Consider the following 17,179-nt stretch of genomic DNA (forward strand, 5'->3'; position numbering starts at 1 on the left):
ATCTATCGGTTCAGTCTGCGACGGAAAGTGATCGTCTCACTTTTACCATTGGGCAGCTTGATATCTACGTTAAAAGTAAGGGTTTCCTCATCCTCAAAACGCAGGGGCGCGAGATAGTAAACAGCATCCCCTTCCCGAATTTCTTTGAACTTAAGTGGTCTTGACTGCTGGATCAGGTTGGTAGCTGTACCAGACATCTCAGCGCTGAGGCCATGAGTTCCGCCCTCTTTCTTGACGACAGAGACATTTACATAGGCCCGATCTTTTGCTCGAGCCAACTGGTACTGACGGGCGATATCCGGCTGGATAAAATCGCTATTGAACACTGAATAGACTACTCGATAGTCGCCAAAATCAGCGTAGTTCTTAATCGTACGCGCTTCTTGCGCGGCAGCGCCGACAGATAAAAATAGCAAGGCCACAGAAGCAGCCAGGGTAAGGATGCGTTTCACGCTCCACCTCCAGTTGTTATAGGCGCCACCTCTCCCGGCAGGTTTGGTGGTCAATTCCAGTCAGGCCCCCTCAGGAGTGCCTTTCTCGATCTATTTATCGCGCCAAAGTCCTCCACAAAAGAGCTGGCGCAAATCTTAGTTTAGCGAGTTAGGTGATAGATGGCTGTCTCACCAAACAAATTTGGTAAAAAGTCTTTGAATGCTCGCCCAACCATGGACTCAGAAACCACTTGCCGATGCAGAATCGCCCAGCCGTTTTCTCGGCATAACACCTCAAAGTCTGTAAAAGTACAAAAGTGAATATTGGGAGTGTCATACCATTCGTATGGCAATAAGTCCGATACTGGCATGCGCCCGGAGAATGCGAGGTGCCAGCGGGCCTTCCACTGCCCAAAATTGGGAAACGTAATAATGCAATCCCGCCCAACCCGGAGCATTTCCTCTACCACTAAATGAGGCTGACTCAAGGTTTGCAGTGCCTGGGTCATCACCACAGCATCAAAGCTGCCATCAGCAAAATTTCCCAGCCCTGTATTCAGATTTTGCTCGACAACATTGACCCCACGGGCCACACATCGCTCTATTTGCTCGGGATCAATCTCCAGGCCATAGCCTTTCACATTTTTATTTCTCCCCAGCTGATCGAGCAGTGCACCATCGCCACAGCCGAGGTCGAGAACCCGGCTGTTGGGAGCGATCCATTCCTGGATCACATCCAAATCTATCCGCATCAGTACACCTCCTCAGCAATTTCTGCCGCAACTCTCTGCATATAGGCACGAAATACACCTTCATAACGACCATTGGGCAGCAGGAAGGCATCGTGTCCCATTGCTGACTCTACTTCGGCATAGCTAACTGGAATATCCGCGTGCATCAGGGCATCGGCGATTTCCCTCGAGCGCTCCGGCGCAAAGCGCCAATCAGAAGTAAATGACACCAATAAAAACCGGCACTTGGCATGGGAGAAGGCCTCTACCGGGTCATCCCCGTATTCCCGAGCTAAGTCGAAGAAATCCAGCGCTCGAGTCATCAGAATGTAAGTATTGGGATCGAAGGTGGTGGAAAAACTGGCTCCCTGGTAGCGCAGATAACTTTGTATCTGAAACTCCACCTCTTCATCCGACCCCTGTTGAAAGCTGCCACTGCGCAATTCTCGACCAAACTTGCGTCCCAACCCATCGTCAGACAGATAAGTGATATGCCCGATCATACGCGCAACGGCTAGGCCTCTACGGGGTAACTTATCCTGTTGGAGGTAGTGCCCATCACAAAAGTCCGGATCGGATGTTATCGCCTGGCGTGCGGTCTCATTAAACGCGATATTCTGCGCAGATAACTTCATAGCAGAGGCAATCACCACACAGTTACGCAGGCGCTCAGGGTATTCCAGTGACCAGCGCATCGCCTGCATTCCACCGAGACTGCCGCCAACAACCGCCGCCCACTTTCGAATGCCTAGCATATCCGCCAGGCGCGCTTGGCTGTGGACCCAGTCGCGGACACGCAGTGATGGAAAATCCGGCCCCCAGGTAGTACCGGTATCCGGGTTGATGGATACGGGGCCGGTAGATCCGTGGCAACCGCCGAGATTATTAACGGACACCACGAAGAAATGATTAGTATCTATCGGCTTACCCGGACCGATATAGTGGTCCCACCACCCCGGACGCTTATCATCGATACTGTGTCGCCCCGCAGCGTGATGATGCCCAGACAGAGCATGACAGATCAGAACTGCGTTAGTCTTTTCCCTATTGAGTTCACCGTAAGTCTCATAAACCAGAGTGTAATTTTTCAGCACTCGGCCACAGGCCAGTTCCAGCGGTTCACTAAAGTGATGGCTTTTTGGCTCAACAAGGCCCACGGCGCCTGGGTCACCGGTAGTGGCGGTTTGGGCTTCCGCAGAAGCGATAGGATTTTCCGTTGACAAGGCACTGTATCTGTCAGGTTGATAGGTGCTGCCTGGCAAATTGCCGAAGCAGTCAGTGAATAAGATCACTGCAACTTATAACAAATGCCAGTCAGAACCAATATCAATTAGCACCCAATTCAGGTGGTATGGGAGGCCTTCAAGGGGGTTACATTGTGCGCGCGAGGCGCCGGCGCAACCGGCTGTGGTGCAGAGCTGTTGTGCCGCAGTAAATCCTCTAACGCCACCAGCGCCTTATCATTGCGCTGAACCTCATCCTCGAGAGTTCGAAGATCCGTGCGACGACTGCGAGTTTTCTGTTTCAACTCGGTGAGCTTAATCAAATGGCGATTGAGTAATTGTTTCTGATATTGCGCATGCTGTTTAAGAGGCTCAAGAGCCTGCTCTAACCAATTCTCCGCTTTGTTACCCATATCGTCGTACAGCCGACCCACTTCACTGGCAAGCGTGGTAATAAAGCGCTCGCTGAGACGGCTGCGGCGCGCCAATAACAACTGCGGAGATCGCCTCAGCTGAGCGGCCTGGCGATGCAGTCCACGCAACGCGAAGCGAAATTTGCGGATAGTAAAATACTGCTCAGCATCATCGACTTTCTTCAAGCTGGAGCGCTCAAATACAGCGTCGAGCAAGCGATTAGCCTGATCCACTTCCCGCTCGAGGTTAGACATCTGATGGTCTACCCCTTCCATAAAAGTATCGATAGCCCTGGCCATGCCCATGGGCGTCCAACGGCGATTGAGAGTAGCCAGGGTATCGTCAATCAGCGCCTGCAGCTGCTGTCTAGATATCGGCGCCAACAAAGAAGTGCTCTGCCGTGTAAGCATTCTCTGGCTGGATTTGAGCGTCAGCAATTCCTGATGACAAATCTTATGCTGCTCGCGCACGGTCGTCTGCAACTGTTCCAACTCTGCCAATTGCTCTGAGGTGTTGCCGCTATTGCGCTGCAGGTGAGCCAGCGCTGCCCGGCCACTATTCAAACGACGCTTGAGTAGATCGCGGGTATCAGCCATCAGGGTGAGAGCTTGATGCAGTGAGCGGTGCTCGGCCATTTTATGCCGGTGCTCCAACAGGCGCTGAACCAGCATCCTTTCAAACTCACCGAAGCGGCTGCTTCGCACCAAATCCGCATCCCGCTGCTGGCGCCCCAACAGAGCCATTTTTGCAGAGACTCCGGCAACACTTTCCTGAGGCAGAGACAAGAGGCCGGCCACTTCACTGCGCATGCGTCGCAGCAGCAGCTCAGCATCCTCCTCCGGATCATCCCAAAGCACATCCATCTTGTTGAGCAGGGCCATCACGGATGTTCCGCGATGCTCTTGCAGTGGCGCCAGGTGAGTTTCCCACATGCTCATATCGGTACCACTTACCCCAGCATCGGCAGCCAGCAGAAAGGCAACCGCCTGGGCCCCGGGCAGTGTACTCAATGTGAGCTCCGGCTCATTGCCGAGGGCGTTCAGTCCCGGGGTATCAATAATACGCAACCCCTGATCCAGCAATGGGTGCGGCAGACAAATCAAAGCAAAACGCCAGGCGGGGATCTCAACTAGATTCCCTTTGCCATCTAAGTGGCGCCGATCGAAGCCATAGCGAGCGGCTTCTTCCGGCATTACTGACTTGGTCGAAGCAACCTTCAATAAAGTCTCTCGGGTCGCCTCGGGATCATTGGCATCAAACTCGTGAGTTACCCACTTTTGCGGAATTCGACGGAAGCTCTCCAGGCTGGTATTCGTCGCCAGGGTCTCAATCGGAAGCAGCCGCAAACTGGCGCGCTCGCCGCCATCACTGAAAATTTCCGTGGGACACATAGTGGTGCGCCCCGGTCTTGAGGGCAGTAGACGCTGTCCGTAAGTTTGCGACAACAGGGCATTGAGCAGTTCAGTTTTCCCCCGTGAAAACTCCCCAACTAAAACCAGGGTGAACTGATCATCTGCAAGTAGGGCACGGGCCTGCTGTACAACCTGGCAGGCACCAGCAGAATTAGAGAAGTGCTGTTCAAGCCATTGGCTGAAGTGGGCAAACTGGCGATCGAGATTCTTTTTCCAACGGTCGTAGTCAGAAATATGCCGGCGTAAAAGTGCGTCTTCCATTTCACGGTGTTCTTGTTATTGAGACCCGGAACTACCGGCCCCTACTAAGACAAGAGAAAGAGCCGTCAGTCGATAGTATAAGAGTCTAACACCGCGCCAAATACGATCTAGTGCGCACAGGTGAAGAAATGTTCAGCCGGTCACAATTTAAGAAACCTTCGAACAACTGCGCAAGCCCCAGAGGGCGGGGCTTGAAAGATGCAGGGGATATTTTGGGGTGATTAGAGTCCGGTTAAAAGCCGGGGATATGCCAAAACAGGCTGTACACGAAAGCCGGCATGTTGGCCATTTGGGCAAAACCAATAAGCAGCCTGTTAATCACAGTGAGCAGGATAAAGACAAATATCGGGCTGATATCAATCACCCCCAACGGCGGAATCAAGCGTCGCACAGGTCCGCAAAATGGCTCCAGGAGTTGGTGCAGTAAAATTAAAATTGGATGGCCGCTATTCGGCGCAATCCAGCTGGCAACGATGGAGACCAATAAGCCGACAAACACCATCGCTATCACAGTGGAAACACAGCCGATCAACGACCACAGCAGGGCACTGAGGGGGTTAACCAGGCCGTAACCTGCAATCATGGCGCAAGCCATAATCATCGCCCAACCGACTATCAATGCCAGCACTACTGAGGCCATATCGACGCCAAAAAGTCCTGGCACCACTTTGCGCAGCGGCAGCAGCAAAGGGTTGGTGACCTTCACAACTCCCTGAGATATGGGGTTGTAAAAATCCGCACGGCCCAACTGCAATAGGAAACGCAATAACACGGCGAAAAGGAACAAAATGCCCAGTATGCCCACGACATAAACGCCGATATCGCTGAAGGTATTGACCATGGATAAACCCTAAACAAAAAGATTTTCAGCAGCCACTGCTGCACCTACCCAATTGGATCGGAACCTGTTACCGATCCAATTCCTTTGCCATTTCTGTCGCCCGCTCCTCGCAATCGCGCATGGCATCGGCCACTAATTGCGGCAACCCACCCTGCTCGAACCGTTGAACAGCGCGCTCAGTGGTTCCACCTGGTGACATCACATTGCGCTTCAACTGGGCGACGTCAACATCGCTGGCGACCGCCAGTTTGGCGGCGCCCAGGGCAGTTTGCAACACAAGGCGCTCCGCATCCGCACGGGCAAGACCACCAGCGGAAGCCGCATCAATCATGGCCTCCATAAACTGGAAAAAGTAAGCCGGTGCCGATCCCGCTACCGCAATCACCTGATCGATGCCGCGCTCTTCCTCAACCCAGTAGGAGATACCTACCGCATCGACAATGCGCCCGGCAAGTTCCTTCTGTTCACCCGTAACCTTGCTATCGGCATAGAGACCGGTAACTCCGGTTTGCACCAGGGCCGGGGTGTTAGGCATAGCCCTGACAATAGGGAGGTGCATTCCCATCCAACGGTGGTAAGCCGCGAGCGGAATTCCCGCAGCAAAAGTGATAATCAAGGGCGAGCGATCCACCAAATGGGGTTTCAGCCCCTCACAAAGTTCTCGCATAATCTGCGGTTTCACCGACAGCACAATTACATCAGCATCGACAATAGCGGCAACATTATCGTCACTAACAACTACCCCGTGGCTCTCGGCAAAAGCATTGAGCTTGTCCCGATCACGGCCTGTAGCAGTGATCCGGTCCGCCGGATAACCGGAGGCCACCAAACCACCGATCACTGCCCCCGCCATATTGCCGGCGCCACCAATAAAAACCATCTTAGGGTTCGCTGTACTCACTCATATCACCTTGGGCGGTTGCAAAAATTCTGTCGTTTTCCCCGTTCGGGGCACTCCGCTAATATGTGGCCGCCAGATTCAAATAACAAGAGAGCCATACCAAGTGGCTCCTAACGGAGGACAGTATGCAAAAAGGATGGCGTTCACTGCTTATAGCAGCACTGATCACTGCGACCAATGCTGCTGGTGCAGTAGAAACTCGCACGCTAAACAACGGCCAATTGGTACTCGAAGATGTGCCAAACATTCTCCAAACTATCATCAATGAGCTCAATCGCTATCAAAACGTACGCTCAGCTAGCTTCCGGGGCTGGGACCTTGACGGTAACGGTATCTTTGTCAGTACCCGCTTCGGCGAAGTTTCTCAATTACACAAGGTAGAGAATGCTGGTGGCGCTCGCCGACAACTAACTTTTTTCGAAGAGCCGATAGGCGGCATCTCTACGCGCCCGGAGCATCGCCAACTGGCATTCACCATGGATGCCGGCGGCAATGAATACGCCCAGATTTTCCTGTTTGATGCAGAAAGTGGCACTAGCGAGATGATTACCGATGGTGAGTCTCGCAATGGCAGTATTCTCTGGAATAAGCAGGGCTCAGCTATCGCTTACCAGAGTACTCGCCGAGATGGCAGGGCCAATGATATATGGCTAACCACTTTCGACGGTGACAAAAAAGAAGACCGCTTGATCCTTAAATCTGAGGATGGCAGTTAGTGGGGCCCCAGTGATTTCTCACAATCCGGCAGCCAAATTTTGGTCATGCAATATATCTCCTCTACTCGATCTAATGTCCATTTGCTGGATCTCGGCAGCGGCGAAGTCTCACTACTCGCCGGTACGAGCGATGAAGAGGCTGAAACCCGCAATTTCCCAGCGGGTTTCAATTATGACAATCGCTCGGTTTATATCATCTCTGACAAAGGGCGCGAATTTACCCAACTGATCCGCAAAGACCTGGAAAGTGGCGATGAAAAGATAATTACCTCCGATATCCCCTGGGATATCAGCAGCTTTATCCTCAGTAAAGACGGTCGCCGCGGTGCTTTTGTCGCTAACGAAAATGGTATGTCCACCCTCTATCTATACGATCCACGCAATGACCGCTACCGCAAGGTCGACTCGCTGCCGATCGGTCTTGTCGGTGGAATAGAATTTAACCCCGAAGGTGATAAGCTGGCCCTAACCCTAAACACACCTAAAACCCCCTCCGATTCCTTCGTAATGGATCTTGGCCGCCGCCCGCTATCCAGTGGTGACCTTACCCGATGGACATTTAGTGAAGTCGGTGGTCTCGACAGCGAAAGCTTTGTCGAACCAGAACTGGTGCACTATCCAACTTTCGACGAGGTGGATGGAAAGTCGCGTGAAATTCCCGCATTCGTCTATAAGCCGCGCAATGCCAAAGGATCCGTACCTGTAGTTATTTCGATCCACGGCGGCCCTGAAGGACAGTACCGCCCCATGTTTTCCAGCACAACCAGATGTGGCTAGAAAAACTTGGCGTAGCTGTAATTGCTCCAAATGTACGCGGGTCCGCTGGTTATGGTAAGAGCTACCTAGCCATGGATAACGGCTACAAGCGCGAGGACTCAGTTAGGGATATCGGTGCTCTGCTAGATTGGATCGCTACCCAGCCTGATCTGGATCCGGAACGCGTTGCTGTGTTTGGCGGCAGCTACGGTGGTTATATGGTGCTGGCCAGTAGTGTTTACTATTCCGATCATTTAAAAGCAGCAGTGGATATCGTCGGCATCTCTAACTTTGTCACCTTCCTCACCAATACCAAGAGCTATCGTCGCGACCTTCGTCGAATCGAATACGGCGATGAGCGGGATCCGCAGATGCGCGCTTTCCTGGAAAAAATCAGCCCCAACAACAATGTGGACAAGATCCAGGTGCCAATGTTCGTAGTGCAGGGACAAAATGACCCTCGGGTACCTGTTACCGAAGCTGAGCAAATCGTGGCTGCACTTCGCGAGAATGGCAATCAAGTCTGGTATATGAACGCACTCAATGAAGGGCACGGTTACCGCAAGAAAGAGAACAGTGATGCCTTTACCCAGGCAACAGCGCTCTTTTTTGCCCAACACCTGCTGAGTGAAGATCAAAAAAAGCAGCTCAGCTTGAATTAACAATAATTATTTGTTCCCAGAGAAAGAAAACGGCCTTTAGGGCCGTTTTCTTTTAATAACTGAACTATGTAAGGAACCCCTGATTAGCTAAACAGAAAGGGAAATGTTTCCACAATCGCAATCAAGTTAAGAACAATCGCCAATATCCAAAGCCAATAACGGCTCTTATCCCCGAATATCCCGGTAACAGCCGAATTCAAAAAGCCGGTAACCAATGAGGTTTTGGGAGATATAAATGCGAGTAGGCAGATAAAAGCCAACCACTCAAGCGCCACCCAGGTCACCAGCACACTATTCGTTACAGACAAAGATAGAACTGCGCTCACTGATAAAAGCAGCAGCAATACATCTACAGTCCCAGATTTTGTCATCCCATATCCCAAGAAAGTCTACTTGCGTACTAATTCTGTCATGCAGAATAGTTTCGTGCCCCAAAAATATCTGTGCCAATACGCACAATAGTGGCACCGCAGGCAATAGCAGCCTCCATATCTTTAGACATCCCCATGGATAGAGTATCCAGGGCCTGCTCGGGAAATGCTTCGCGAAGGCTTTGCAGCAACCCTGCCAACTGGATAAACGGTTTTTCCTGCTCAAATACATTGTCACGAGCAGCGGGAATTGCCATCAAGCCACGCAGGCACAGCCCCGGCAATGTCATCACTTCACGCGCCAGAGCCACCAAATCCTGTGGAGCTATGCCAGACTTGCTCTGCTCGCCATCGATATTCACCTGCAAGCAGATATTGAGTGGTGCCATATTACTGGGACGCTGTGCTGATAGACGTTGGGCGATTTTTAAGCGATCCACCGTGTGCATCCATTGGAATCGCTCTGCCACAGCGCGGCTTTTGTTCGATTGAAGCGGCCCAATAAAATGCCAGTGAATATCCAGGTCGGACAGGGCATCCTGTTTTTGCAGGGCTTCCTGTAAATAATTTTCGCCAAAGTGATGCTGGCCAGCAGCAAAAGCAATCCGCAGGTCTTCCGCCGGTCGTGTTTTGGAAACCGCCAACAGGGTAATTTCTGCGGGGTTGCGATCGCAGTTGTTGCAGCATGTCACAATCCGCTCACCTACTGCATTCAGGTTTTCGACGATTGTCTCTTTGCGCATATACTGATGCCCTTACCGATTTGAGCGGCGATTTTACCTGAGCCCAAACAAGAACCATAAGGTAGCAGTATGGATATCACTGAACTCCTCGCCTTTAGCGCCAAGCAAAACGCCTCGGACTTACACCTCTCGGCGGGCCTGCCGCCGATGATCCGTGTCGACGGCGACGTACGCCGTATCAACCTGCCCTCAATGGAGCACAAGCAGGTACACGGCCTCATCTACGAGATCATGAACGATAAGCAGCGCAAGGATTACGAAGAACTACTGGAAACAGACTTCTCTTTTGAAGTCCCCGGTGTCGCCCGCTTTCGTGTAAACGCCTTTAACCACAACCGGGGTGCCGGCGCCGTATTCCGGACCATTCCCTCCAAGGTTCTCACTATGGAAGACCTGGGAATGGGTCAGGTGTTCAAGCAGATTTCGGATACTCCCCGTGGCTTGGTGCTGGTAACCGGGCCCACGGGTTCCGGTAAGTCCACCACCCTGGCGGCGATGATGGACTACATCAACGACAACAAATATGAGCATATCCTCACCATTGAGGACCCGATCGAATTTGTGCACGAATCCAAGAAATGCCTGGTGAACCAGCGTGAAGTGCACCGGGATACCCACGGCTTTGCCGAAGCGCTGCGCTCCGCACTGCGTGAAGACCCGGATATCATTCTCGTGGGTGAGATGCGGGACCTGGAGACCATTCGCCTGGCGCTGACTGCGGCAGAGACCGGTCACTTGGTATTCGGCACCCTGCACACCACTTCCGCCGCCAAAACCATTGACCGTGTGGTGGATGTATTCCCGGCGCAGGAGAAAGCCATGGTGCGTTCAATGCTGTCGGAATCCCTACAGGCCGTTATCTCCCAGACGCTAATGAAGAAAAACGGCGGTGGCCGGGTTGCTGCCCACGAAATTATGCGTGGTACCCCAGCCATCCGTAACCTGATCCGCGAAGACAAAATCGCGCAGATGTACTCGGCCATCCAGACCGGAGCCAGCGTCGGCATGCAGACCATGGACCAATGTCTGGAAGACCTGGTGGCACGCCGCATTATCAGTCGCGAAGTGGCTCGCGAGAAAGCCAAGATGCCGGAGAACTTCTAAACGGCCAAAACCCGCCCCCAATCTGGGGAAGAAAAGTCGAGATAAAACGCGGTAAACACCATGGATATTGAAAGACTTCTACAACTGGTTGTAGAGAAGGGCGCTTCGGATTTATTTATCACGGCGGGCGTCCCGCCCTCCATCAAACTGCACGGCCGAGTGGTGCCCTGTAGCAGCACCGCGCTCACGCCAGAGAAGGCGCGTGAGCTGGTGGTGGGAACCATGAACGAGAAACAGCGGCGCGAGTTTGCCGAGCAAAAGGAATTGAACTTCGCGATTGCAGTGCGCAACGTGGGGCGTTTCCGGGTATCGGCCTTCTTCCAGCGCAATCTGGTGGGTATGGTGCTGCGTCGCATCGAAACCAAAATCCCCACTATCGATGGACTCGGACTACCCGATGTACTCAAAGACCTGGCCATGACCAAACGCGGGCTGATTATTTTTGTGGGCGCCACCGGTACCGGTAAGTCCACATCCCTCGCCTCCATGATCGGCCACCGCAATGAGAACACCAAGGGCCATATCATCACCATTGAGGACCCGATCGAATTTATCCACCAGCATCGCGGCTGTATTGTGACCCAGCGCGAAGTGGGCCTGGATACCGAGTCTTTCGATGTAGCCCTGAAAAACACTCTGCGTCAGGCACCAGATGTTATTCTGATCGGTGAGGTACGCTCCCGCGAAACCATGGACCACGCCATCGCTTTCGCCGAGACCGGCCATTTGTGTCTGTGCACCCTCCACGCCAACAATGCCAACCAGGCCCTCGACCGGATCATTCACTTTTTCCCGGCAGACCGCCACAAACAGTTGTTTATGGACCTGTCCCTCAACCTGAAGGCGATGGTGGCCCAGCAGCTGGTACCGACTCCCGATGGCGATGGCCGCCGTGCCTGCCTTGAGATCATGATCAATACCCCACTGATGTCGGACCTGATCCGCAAAGGCGAAGTGGATAAGATCAAAGAGTTGATGAAGCGCTCTGGTGAGCAGGGAATGCAGACCTTCGACCAGGCACTCTACGAGCTCTACGATGGGGGAGAAATTACCTATGAGGATGCCCTCTCCCACGCCGACTCCGCCAACGATTTGCGCCTGATGATTAAGCTCAAATCCGAATCCGATGCCGAGTACTTAAATAGTGCCGCTGGCGAGTTGAGTCTACAAAATGATTCAGAGTACGGAGACGGTGGTCCTCAGCTCTACTAGCCCCCGATCCAGCCAGATCAAAACCGTTTACAGACATATCAAAGGTCCCCAGCCTGTAAACGGTTTTCACCCGGTATAATCCGCTGCGGATATTTCCGCAATGCAAAAGCTGATCCCGCCCGATATTGAATGATATCGCAGGCTCTTTTCTGCAGCATTTTTATTGGAAGAAAATAGCCTTTCAATAAGTCTCTATTATTTTCCTGCGCAATATCCCGTTTAAAGAGTGACCAATCAATATGAATAAAAAAGTTGCCTTGATCACTGGCGGCAACCGGGGCATTGGTGCCGCGACAGCCAAATTACTTGCCCACAGGGGGTACCAGATTGCCATTAGCTACCGGCAGCGCAAGCAGCAAGCGGAAGAACTGATCGTCGAACTTCGATCTTTTGGTGTTTTAGCAATAGCCGTTCGCGCCGATATATCCTCAGAGAAAGATATTGTTCAGCTATTCAATATGGTCGACGAGCAACTAGGCCCAATTAGCTGCCTGGTTAACAACGCGGCAATCATTAAACCGCAAATGCGCGTCGAAACGATGGACGCTGAGCGCATCAATGAAATCCTGCGTACCAACATCACCGGCACCCTGCTCTGCTGCCGGGAAGCAATCAAAAGAATGTCTATCAAAAATGGGGGCACTGGAGGAACCATCGTGAATATTTCCTCTGCTGCCAGCCGTTCGGGATCACCTAACGAGTACATCGACTATGCAGCGAGTAAGGGCGTTGTCGATACGCTGACCATCGGGCTCAGCCAGGAAGTTGCCGATGAAGGGATTCGCGTAAATGGTGTTAGGCCTGGCTTTATTTATACAGAAATGCACGCTGATGGTGGCGAAGCAGACAGAATTGAGCGAGTAAAGTCTGCGATTCCACTCAAGCGTGGGGGACGAGCAGAGGAAGTGGCTAAAGCTGTGGCTTGGCTACTCGGTGATGAATCCACCTTTACTACCGGTTCATTTATTGACGTTGCAGGCGGGAAGTAGAGCCAAAAAATATGTTAGAAGCACTCTTTTCACTAATTGCAGCAACCGCTCTATTGCTCGGCTCCCCTGGTCCAGCACCACTTGCCCTGGCCGCATCGGGAGCGACATTTGGAGTGAGAAAAAGCGGCGGTTTCCTTATCGGCATCCTGCTTGGCCTGAGTGTCGCCATTGTCGGGGCAACCGCCGGCATCGCCGCACTACTGGCAGCCTGGCCAGAAGCGCGCTTGGCGGTTCAGCTTTGCGGTGCCTTATATATTGGCTATATCGCGATCAAAATTGCCACGGCCCCGGTACTGGAGCAGGGCGAATCGTCGACGGCTCAGCCTCCGTCGCTGCTGGATGGGTTTATTTTTAACTTATTGAATCCCAAGGCCTATGCTGCTTTTCTCGCCATATTCTCCCAATTCTTACTACCGATTGAAGAGAGTGGCCTGAGCTATTTAGCCACAGGCTTGGTCTGTTTACTGGTAGCCGCTGCGGTGGATTTTATCTGGTTGTGCTTAGGAGGAAGCCTGAGGCCGGTTTTTCATAAACCCAGGCAGGCGCGAATAATCAGGGTATGTTTTGCGGTATTAATGGTTGCAGCCGTACTCGCTGTTTTTATCCGCGGAAGCATTTAAGCTCTAACACATCTCTGCGATCAATCCTTTTACCGAAGGCAGCATGCGCCGGCTCACCAGCGGCGCTGCTGTTACGCCATCCAGCTCTACCCGGTAATTTGTACCGTCCCTGCGCAACCCAACAATATATTGCACAGCCACCAGTGCGCTGCGGTGAATACGCACGAAACGCTGTCCAAACTCACTTTCAAGCTCTTTTAGAGACTCATCCAGAATGGTCTCTCCAGCGGAGTGATGGGCTACAACATACTTGCTGTCCGCAACCAGACAGCGGATAGAATCTACATCCAGCAGCTCCACCCCCAGGCGGCTTATCGCCTTAATGCGGCTGCGGCCACTGGGCTCCTCCAGATCCTGCTTGGTTAACAACTGCTGCTGCAGCTTACTCAGACGCTGCGCTTTGGAAACTGCCTCGCGCAGCTGTTCGACATTCACAGGTTTTAATAGATAACCAACCGCTGAGGTGGCAAAAGCGGGCAAAGCAAACTCATCGTGAGCAGTGCAGAAAATTATTGCCGGCGGACACACAAAGCTGGATAACTGCTGAGCCAATTCCAGGCCGCTACCACCGGGCATTTCAATATCCAGTAGCACAAGGTCCGGGTCGAGTTCGCGGATCTGTGATAGTCCGGCTTCAATATCTGCCGCTTCTCCTACAGCAATACAATTATCGATCCTCTCCAACTGCCGGTGCAGACGGGCACGAGCCAAAGGCTCATCATCAACAATCAGTACGCGCAATTGGGTCACTCCATCACCTCGATAGTCTTCTTGGAATTTGTGGTGGACTCTATTTCCCGCCGGTCCACTTCCCGGGGAGATAAGGGTAGCTGTAGTATGACCCGGTACCGGCCCTCCTCCCGACGGGCGGCAAATTTGAAGCGATCGCCGTAGTATGCAGTGAGACGCTGGCGAATATTCTCTGTCGCCATGCCATTACCTGTCTTCGCAGGAACTGCACTGTCCTGTGGCAATGGGTTTTCAATAACAACTTTGAACATGCCCCCCTCTTGCGAGAGTTGTACTCTGATCTCTCCGCCTGCCCGCAACTGTGCCACACCGTGCAACACCGCATTCTCCAATAGGGGTTGTAGCAACATACTGGGCAGCTGAACCTTATCCAGGCCCGCGTCTAGCTGCCAACTCTGGCGCAAACGCTCCCCCAGACGCAGGGCTTCAATCTCCAAATAGCGTTGGGCTAGAGTAATCTCTTGCGCTAAAGGCACCAGCTTTGGATCGGCGAGGCTTGCACGAAATAATGCACATAAATCCTCTACCAATCGCTCCGCGCGATCAGGATCAACAGCGATCAAACTAGCCAGGCTGTTCATACTGTTAAAGAGGAAATGGGGGCGAATCCGCGATTGAAGTGCCTCAATTCGGGCACCGAGCTCCGCCTGCTGCTGGTTGTAGAGTTGCTGCTGAAGATAGGCGTAGCGCAATACCACCCCCGCACAAATAGCCCCAAGCAGGCAGTCGCCCGCAAACCCCCAGCTGTCAAAGCTGGTCTGCAACAACACCGCGCGTAGGGAGCGCTGCACTGCCATCACCAATATGAGCACCGACAGCACTGCAATAAAACTCAAGCCGCCAGCGAGTTTGTGGGGCATTTTCGCCAGGCTCGGCCGAAGCCGGCAAAGTAGCGCGGCCGAGGGCAATATCACCCATTGGATCACCAGAGAGATCAGCCCCAGGCGCTGCCAACTGAATTCCGGTAAACCATCCAGGGCCAGGACCAGCACCAATGCCAGCAACTCCCCCATCAACACCAGCACCGCCAGAGAGGTGACACTGCAGAGGTCTGGCAGAAACGGAAGCTGCCCAGATAGCGCAGAATCCTTATTTCCTGTGCGATATTTTCGAATTTTCTGCGTTATAATGCCCGACGGCCAGGGGAATGACATGCAGTTGTTATTCTTGATTGTCCCAAAGTTCCAAGCGCAAGATATCACCAAGCTCCCCAGCCTTTCATCTCACTGCAGCCAGGAAAACCATGAGTAACGAAAAATCCCCCTCCGAGTCCGCCAACAATCCTGCCGCCAAACTCTGGGGCGGCCGCTTTAGTGAAGCCACCGATGCCTTTGTCGAGCGATTTACCGCCTCGGTGACTTTTGACCAGCGCATGGCCATGGAAGACATCCAGGGATCTCTTGCCCACGCGCAGATGTTGTCAGAAGTGGGGGTATTAAGTGCTGATGAATATCACAAGATAGCCGACGGCCTGAGAGGCATCGCCGAAGAGATAAAAGCGGGAGAATTTCCCTGGTCTGTGCAGCTCGAAGATGTCCATATGAATATCGAAGCGCGCCTGACCCAACGCATTGGTGCCACTGGCAAGAAACTGCATACCGGCCGCTCGCGCAACGATCAGGTGGCAACCGACATCCGCCTGTGGCTGCGTGGGCGCATCGATCTGATTGCTGCCGAACTGACCCGCCTGCAAAATGGCTTGGTCGATTTAGCGGAGCGCGAAGCCGATACCATTATGCCCGGATTTACTCACTTACAGAGCGCGCAACCGGTGACCTTTGGCCACCACTTACTGGCCTGGAATGCCATGCTGAGCCGGGATTTCGAGCGTCTGATGGATTGCCGCAAACGGGTTAACCGCTCACCATTGGGGGCCGCAGCACTGGCCGGCACCAGCTATCCGATCAATCGCGCACGCACGGCGGAGCTGCTGGGCTTCGATGCCCCCACAGAAAACTCCCTCGACTCAGTCAGCGACCGGGACTTCGCTATCGAGTTCTGTGCTTTCGCCGCGCTGCTGCTCACCCATCTGTCTCGGGCCAGTGAAGAGCTGGTGCTGTGGACCTCCAGCCAGTTCGACTTTATTGACCTGCCCGATCGCTTCTGCACCGGCTCCTCAATTATGCCGCAGAAGAAAAACCCCGATGTTCCGGAGCTAGTGCGCGGAAAAACCGGCCGGGTTAACGGCCACCTGATTGCGCTGCTCACACTGATAAAGAGCCAACCGCTGGCCTACAACAAGGACAACCAGGAAGATAAAGAGCCGCTATTCGATGCCGCCGATACCGCTCTGGATTGCCTTCGCGCGTTTGCCGATATGGCGCCGGCACTGAAGGCAAAAAAAGAAAATATGCTGGAAGCTGCGGCCAAGGGCTTCTCCACCGCGACGGATCTGGCCGATTATCTGGTACGCAAAGGGGTGGCCTTCCGCGATGCTCACGAAATTGTCGGGCAGTCCGTATCCTTTGCTATTGAACAGGATAAAGACTTATCCGAACTCAGCCTGGCCCAACTACAACAGTTCTCAACAGAAATTGGCGAAGATGTATTTGAGGTGCTGACTTTAGAGGGCTCGGTTGCGGCTCGCGATCATATTGGCGGTACCGCACCAAACCAAGTGCGCGCGGCCTGTAAACGCGCACGGGAAGAGATTTCGCAGCGCGCTTAAGCGCTGTTTAAGCGGATAATCCGAGGGAAACCTGTTCGCCTTGCTGCTCGCTCAATACGCGGTCGAGCAAAGTCGGCAGGTCCTCACCGGTCGTGGTGCACTTCCAACCGGGGTTTTCAAAAGAAAGATGGTAGCCACCGGATTTGGCGGCGACCCACAACTCCCGGTTGGCAGACTGGCGCGAGAGAATTACCTGGCTGCCATTGTCTTCCAGGGTCAGGGTCAGTACCGCATCACTGCGTTCGTAGTCAATATCCCAATCGCAGTGATCGAGTGCATCTTCAATACCGATTAGAGTCTGCTCCACAGCCGCATCATATTCCGCTTGGCTCATCTTTGGTTACTTCTGTTACCGTGTAATGTGTTGAATCAGG

General features: G+C 53.1%; 19 protein-coding genes. 8 read left to right on the forward strand and 11 right to left on the reverse strand.

Annotation, left to right across the window (positions count from 1 at the left end):
- Positions 1 to 2: 2 nt before the first annotated feature.
- The 6 genes from ACJJIL_RS21200 to proC form a co-directional block, all read right to left on the reverse strand.
- Positions 3 to 452, reverse strand: a complete 450-nt coding sequence (locus tag ACJJIL_RS21200) for a DUF4426 domain-containing protein (RefSeq protein ID WP_413664060.1) — start codon at positions 450 to 452, stop codon at positions 3 to 5.
- Positions 453 to 592: 140 nt separating this feature from the next.
- The gene (metW, locus tag ACJJIL_RS21205) at positions 593 to 1,183 is read right to left on the reverse strand and encodes a methionine biosynthesis protein MetW (RefSeq protein ID WP_282930320.1); all 591 of its coding nucleotides are present in this window, start codon (positions 1,181 to 1,183) and stop codon (positions 593 to 595) included.
- Positions 1,183 to 2,367, reverse strand: coding sequence for a homoserine O-succinyltransferase MetX (gene metX / locus ACJJIL_RS21210; RefSeq protein ID WP_445362021.1), 1,185 nt, complete (start codon positions 2,365 to 2,367; stop codon positions 1,183 to 1,185). The genes metW and metX overlap by 1 nt, the downstream gene beginning before the upstream one ends.
- Before the next feature lie 137 nt (positions 2,368 to 2,504).
- Complete coding sequence (locus ACJJIL_RS21215; RefSeq protein ID WP_445360694.1) at positions 2,505 to 4,472, reverse strand: dynamin family protein; 1,968 nt, start codon at positions 4,470 to 4,472, stop codon at positions 2,505 to 2,507.
- A 232-nt stretch (positions 4,473 to 4,704) separates the two neighbouring features.
- Complete coding sequence (locus tag ACJJIL_RS21220) at positions 4,705 to 5,313, reverse strand: YggT family protein (protein WP_413664057.1); 609 nt, start codon at positions 5,311 to 5,313, stop codon at positions 4,705 to 4,707.
- Between the two features lie 67 nt (positions 5,314 to 5,380).
- Positions 5,381 to 6,214: a pyrroline-5-carboxylate reductase gene (gene proC / locus ACJJIL_RS21225; RefSeq protein ID WP_445360695.1), complete on the reverse strand. Its 834-nt coding sequence runs from the start codon at positions 6,212 to 6,214 to the stop codon at positions 5,381 to 5,383.
- A 125-nt stretch (positions 6,215 to 6,339) separates the two neighbouring features.
- Here proC and ACJJIL_RS21230 point away from each other — a divergent pair, with 125 nt between their 5' ends.
- From ACJJIL_RS21230 to ACJJIL_RS21240, 3 genes are read left to right on the forward strand one after another with little or no spacing between them, the layout of a single operon-like run.
- Positions 6,340 to 6,930, forward strand: coding sequence for a TolB family protein (locus ACJJIL_RS21230; protein WP_445360696.1), 591 nt, complete (start codon positions 6,340 to 6,342; stop codon positions 6,928 to 6,930).
- Positions 6,931 to 6,975: 45 nt separating this feature from the next.
- The gene (locus ACJJIL_RS21235) at positions 6,976 to 7,707 is read left to right on the forward strand and encodes a TolB family protein (RefSeq protein ID WP_445360697.1); all 732 of its coding nucleotides are present in this window, start codon (positions 6,976 to 6,978) and stop codon (positions 7,705 to 7,707) included.
- Complete coding sequence (locus ACJJIL_RS21240) at positions 7,698 to 8,348, forward strand: alpha/beta hydrolase family protein (protein WP_445360698.1); 651 nt, start codon at positions 7,698 to 7,700, stop codon at positions 8,346 to 8,348. Before ACJJIL_RS21235 ends, ACJJIL_RS21240 begins: the two co-directional genes overlap by 10 nt.
- Before the next feature lie 83 nt (positions 8,349 to 8,431).
- On the opposite strand, the gene ACJJIL_RS21245 is transcribed toward ACJJIL_RS21240, so the two are convergent.
- Together ACJJIL_RS21245 and ACJJIL_RS21250 are read right to left on the reverse strand one after the other, a co-directional pair.
- The gene (locus ACJJIL_RS21245) at positions 8,432 to 8,719 is read right to left on the reverse strand and encodes a hypothetical protein (protein WP_445360699.1); all 288 of its coding nucleotides are present in this window, start codon (positions 8,717 to 8,719) and stop codon (positions 8,432 to 8,434) included.
- Positions 8,720 to 8,757: 38 nt separating this feature from the next.
- Positions 8,758 to 9,462 (reverse strand): YggS family pyridoxal phosphate-dependent enzyme, encoded by a 705-nt coding sequence (locus ACJJIL_RS21250; protein ID WP_445360700.1) that lies wholly within the window; start codon positions 9,460 to 9,462, stop codon positions 8,758 to 8,760.
- A gap of 69 nt (positions 9,463 to 9,531) precedes the next feature.
- Between ACJJIL_RS21250 and ACJJIL_RS21255 the strand changes: the two genes are divergently transcribed.
- The 4 genes from ACJJIL_RS21255 to ACJJIL_RS21270 all read left to right on the forward strand — a co-directional run bounded on the left by ACJJIL_RS21255 (position 9,532) and on the right by ACJJIL_RS21270 (position 13,387).
- On the forward strand, positions 9,532 to 10,566 hold the full coding sequence (locus ACJJIL_RS21255) for a type IV pilus twitching motility protein PilT (RefSeq protein WP_108731395.1): 1,035 nt from the start codon (positions 9,532 to 9,534) through the stop codon (positions 10,564 to 10,566).
- A 60-nt stretch (positions 10,567 to 10,626) separates the two neighbouring features.
- Positions 10,627 to 11,778, forward strand: coding sequence for a PilT/PilU family type 4a pilus ATPase (locus tag ACJJIL_RS21260; protein ID WP_108731394.1), 1,152 nt, complete (start codon positions 10,627 to 10,629; stop codon positions 11,776 to 11,778).
- Between the two features lie 239 nt (positions 11,779 to 12,017).
- Positions 12,018 to 12,767 (forward strand): SDR family oxidoreductase, encoded by a 750-nt coding sequence (locus ACJJIL_RS21265; protein ID WP_445360701.1) that lies wholly within the window; start codon positions 12,018 to 12,020, stop codon positions 12,765 to 12,767.
- An 11-nt stretch (positions 12,768 to 12,778) separates the two neighbouring features.
- Positions 12,779 to 13,387, forward strand: coding sequence for a LysE family translocator (locus ACJJIL_RS21270; protein ID WP_413664051.1), 609 nt, complete (start codon positions 12,779 to 12,781; stop codon positions 13,385 to 13,387).
- A gap of 3 nt (positions 13,388 to 13,390) precedes the next feature.
- Here the strand turns inward: ACJJIL_RS21270 and ACJJIL_RS21275 are convergent, their stop codons facing one another.
- Both ACJJIL_RS21275 and ACJJIL_RS21280 read right to left on the reverse strand, forming a co-directional pair.
- On the reverse strand, positions 13,391 to 14,137 hold the full coding sequence (locus ACJJIL_RS21275; RefSeq protein ID WP_444911924.1) for a LytR/AlgR family response regulator transcription factor: 747 nt from the start codon (positions 14,135 to 14,137) through the stop codon (positions 13,391 to 13,393).
- Positions 14,134 to 15,291, reverse strand: a complete 1,158-nt coding sequence (locus ACJJIL_RS21280) for a sensor histidine kinase (RefSeq protein ID WP_445360702.1) — start codon at positions 15,289 to 15,291, stop codon at positions 14,134 to 14,136. The genes ACJJIL_RS21275 and ACJJIL_RS21280 overlap by 4 nt, the downstream gene beginning before the upstream one ends.
- An 89-nt stretch (positions 15,292 to 15,380) precedes the next feature.
- Between ACJJIL_RS21280 and argH the strand changes: the two genes are divergently transcribed.
- A complete protein-coding gene (gene argH / locus ACJJIL_RS21285) occupies positions 15,381 to 16,805 on the forward strand; it encodes an argininosuccinate lyase (RefSeq protein ID WP_445360703.1) in 1,425 nt (474 codons plus the stop codon).
- 7 nt (positions 16,806 to 16,812) lie between these two features.
- Here the strand turns inward: argH and cyaY are convergent, their stop codons facing one another.
- Positions 16,813 to 17,139 (reverse strand): iron donor protein CyaY, encoded by a 327-nt coding sequence (cyaY, locus tag ACJJIL_RS21290; RefSeq protein WP_282930329.1) that lies wholly within the window; start codon positions 17,137 to 17,139, stop codon positions 16,813 to 16,815.
- Positions 17,140 to 17,179 lie beyond the last annotated feature (40 nt).

Source organism: Microbulbifer maximicatervae (SeqCode), assembly GCF_052468095.1.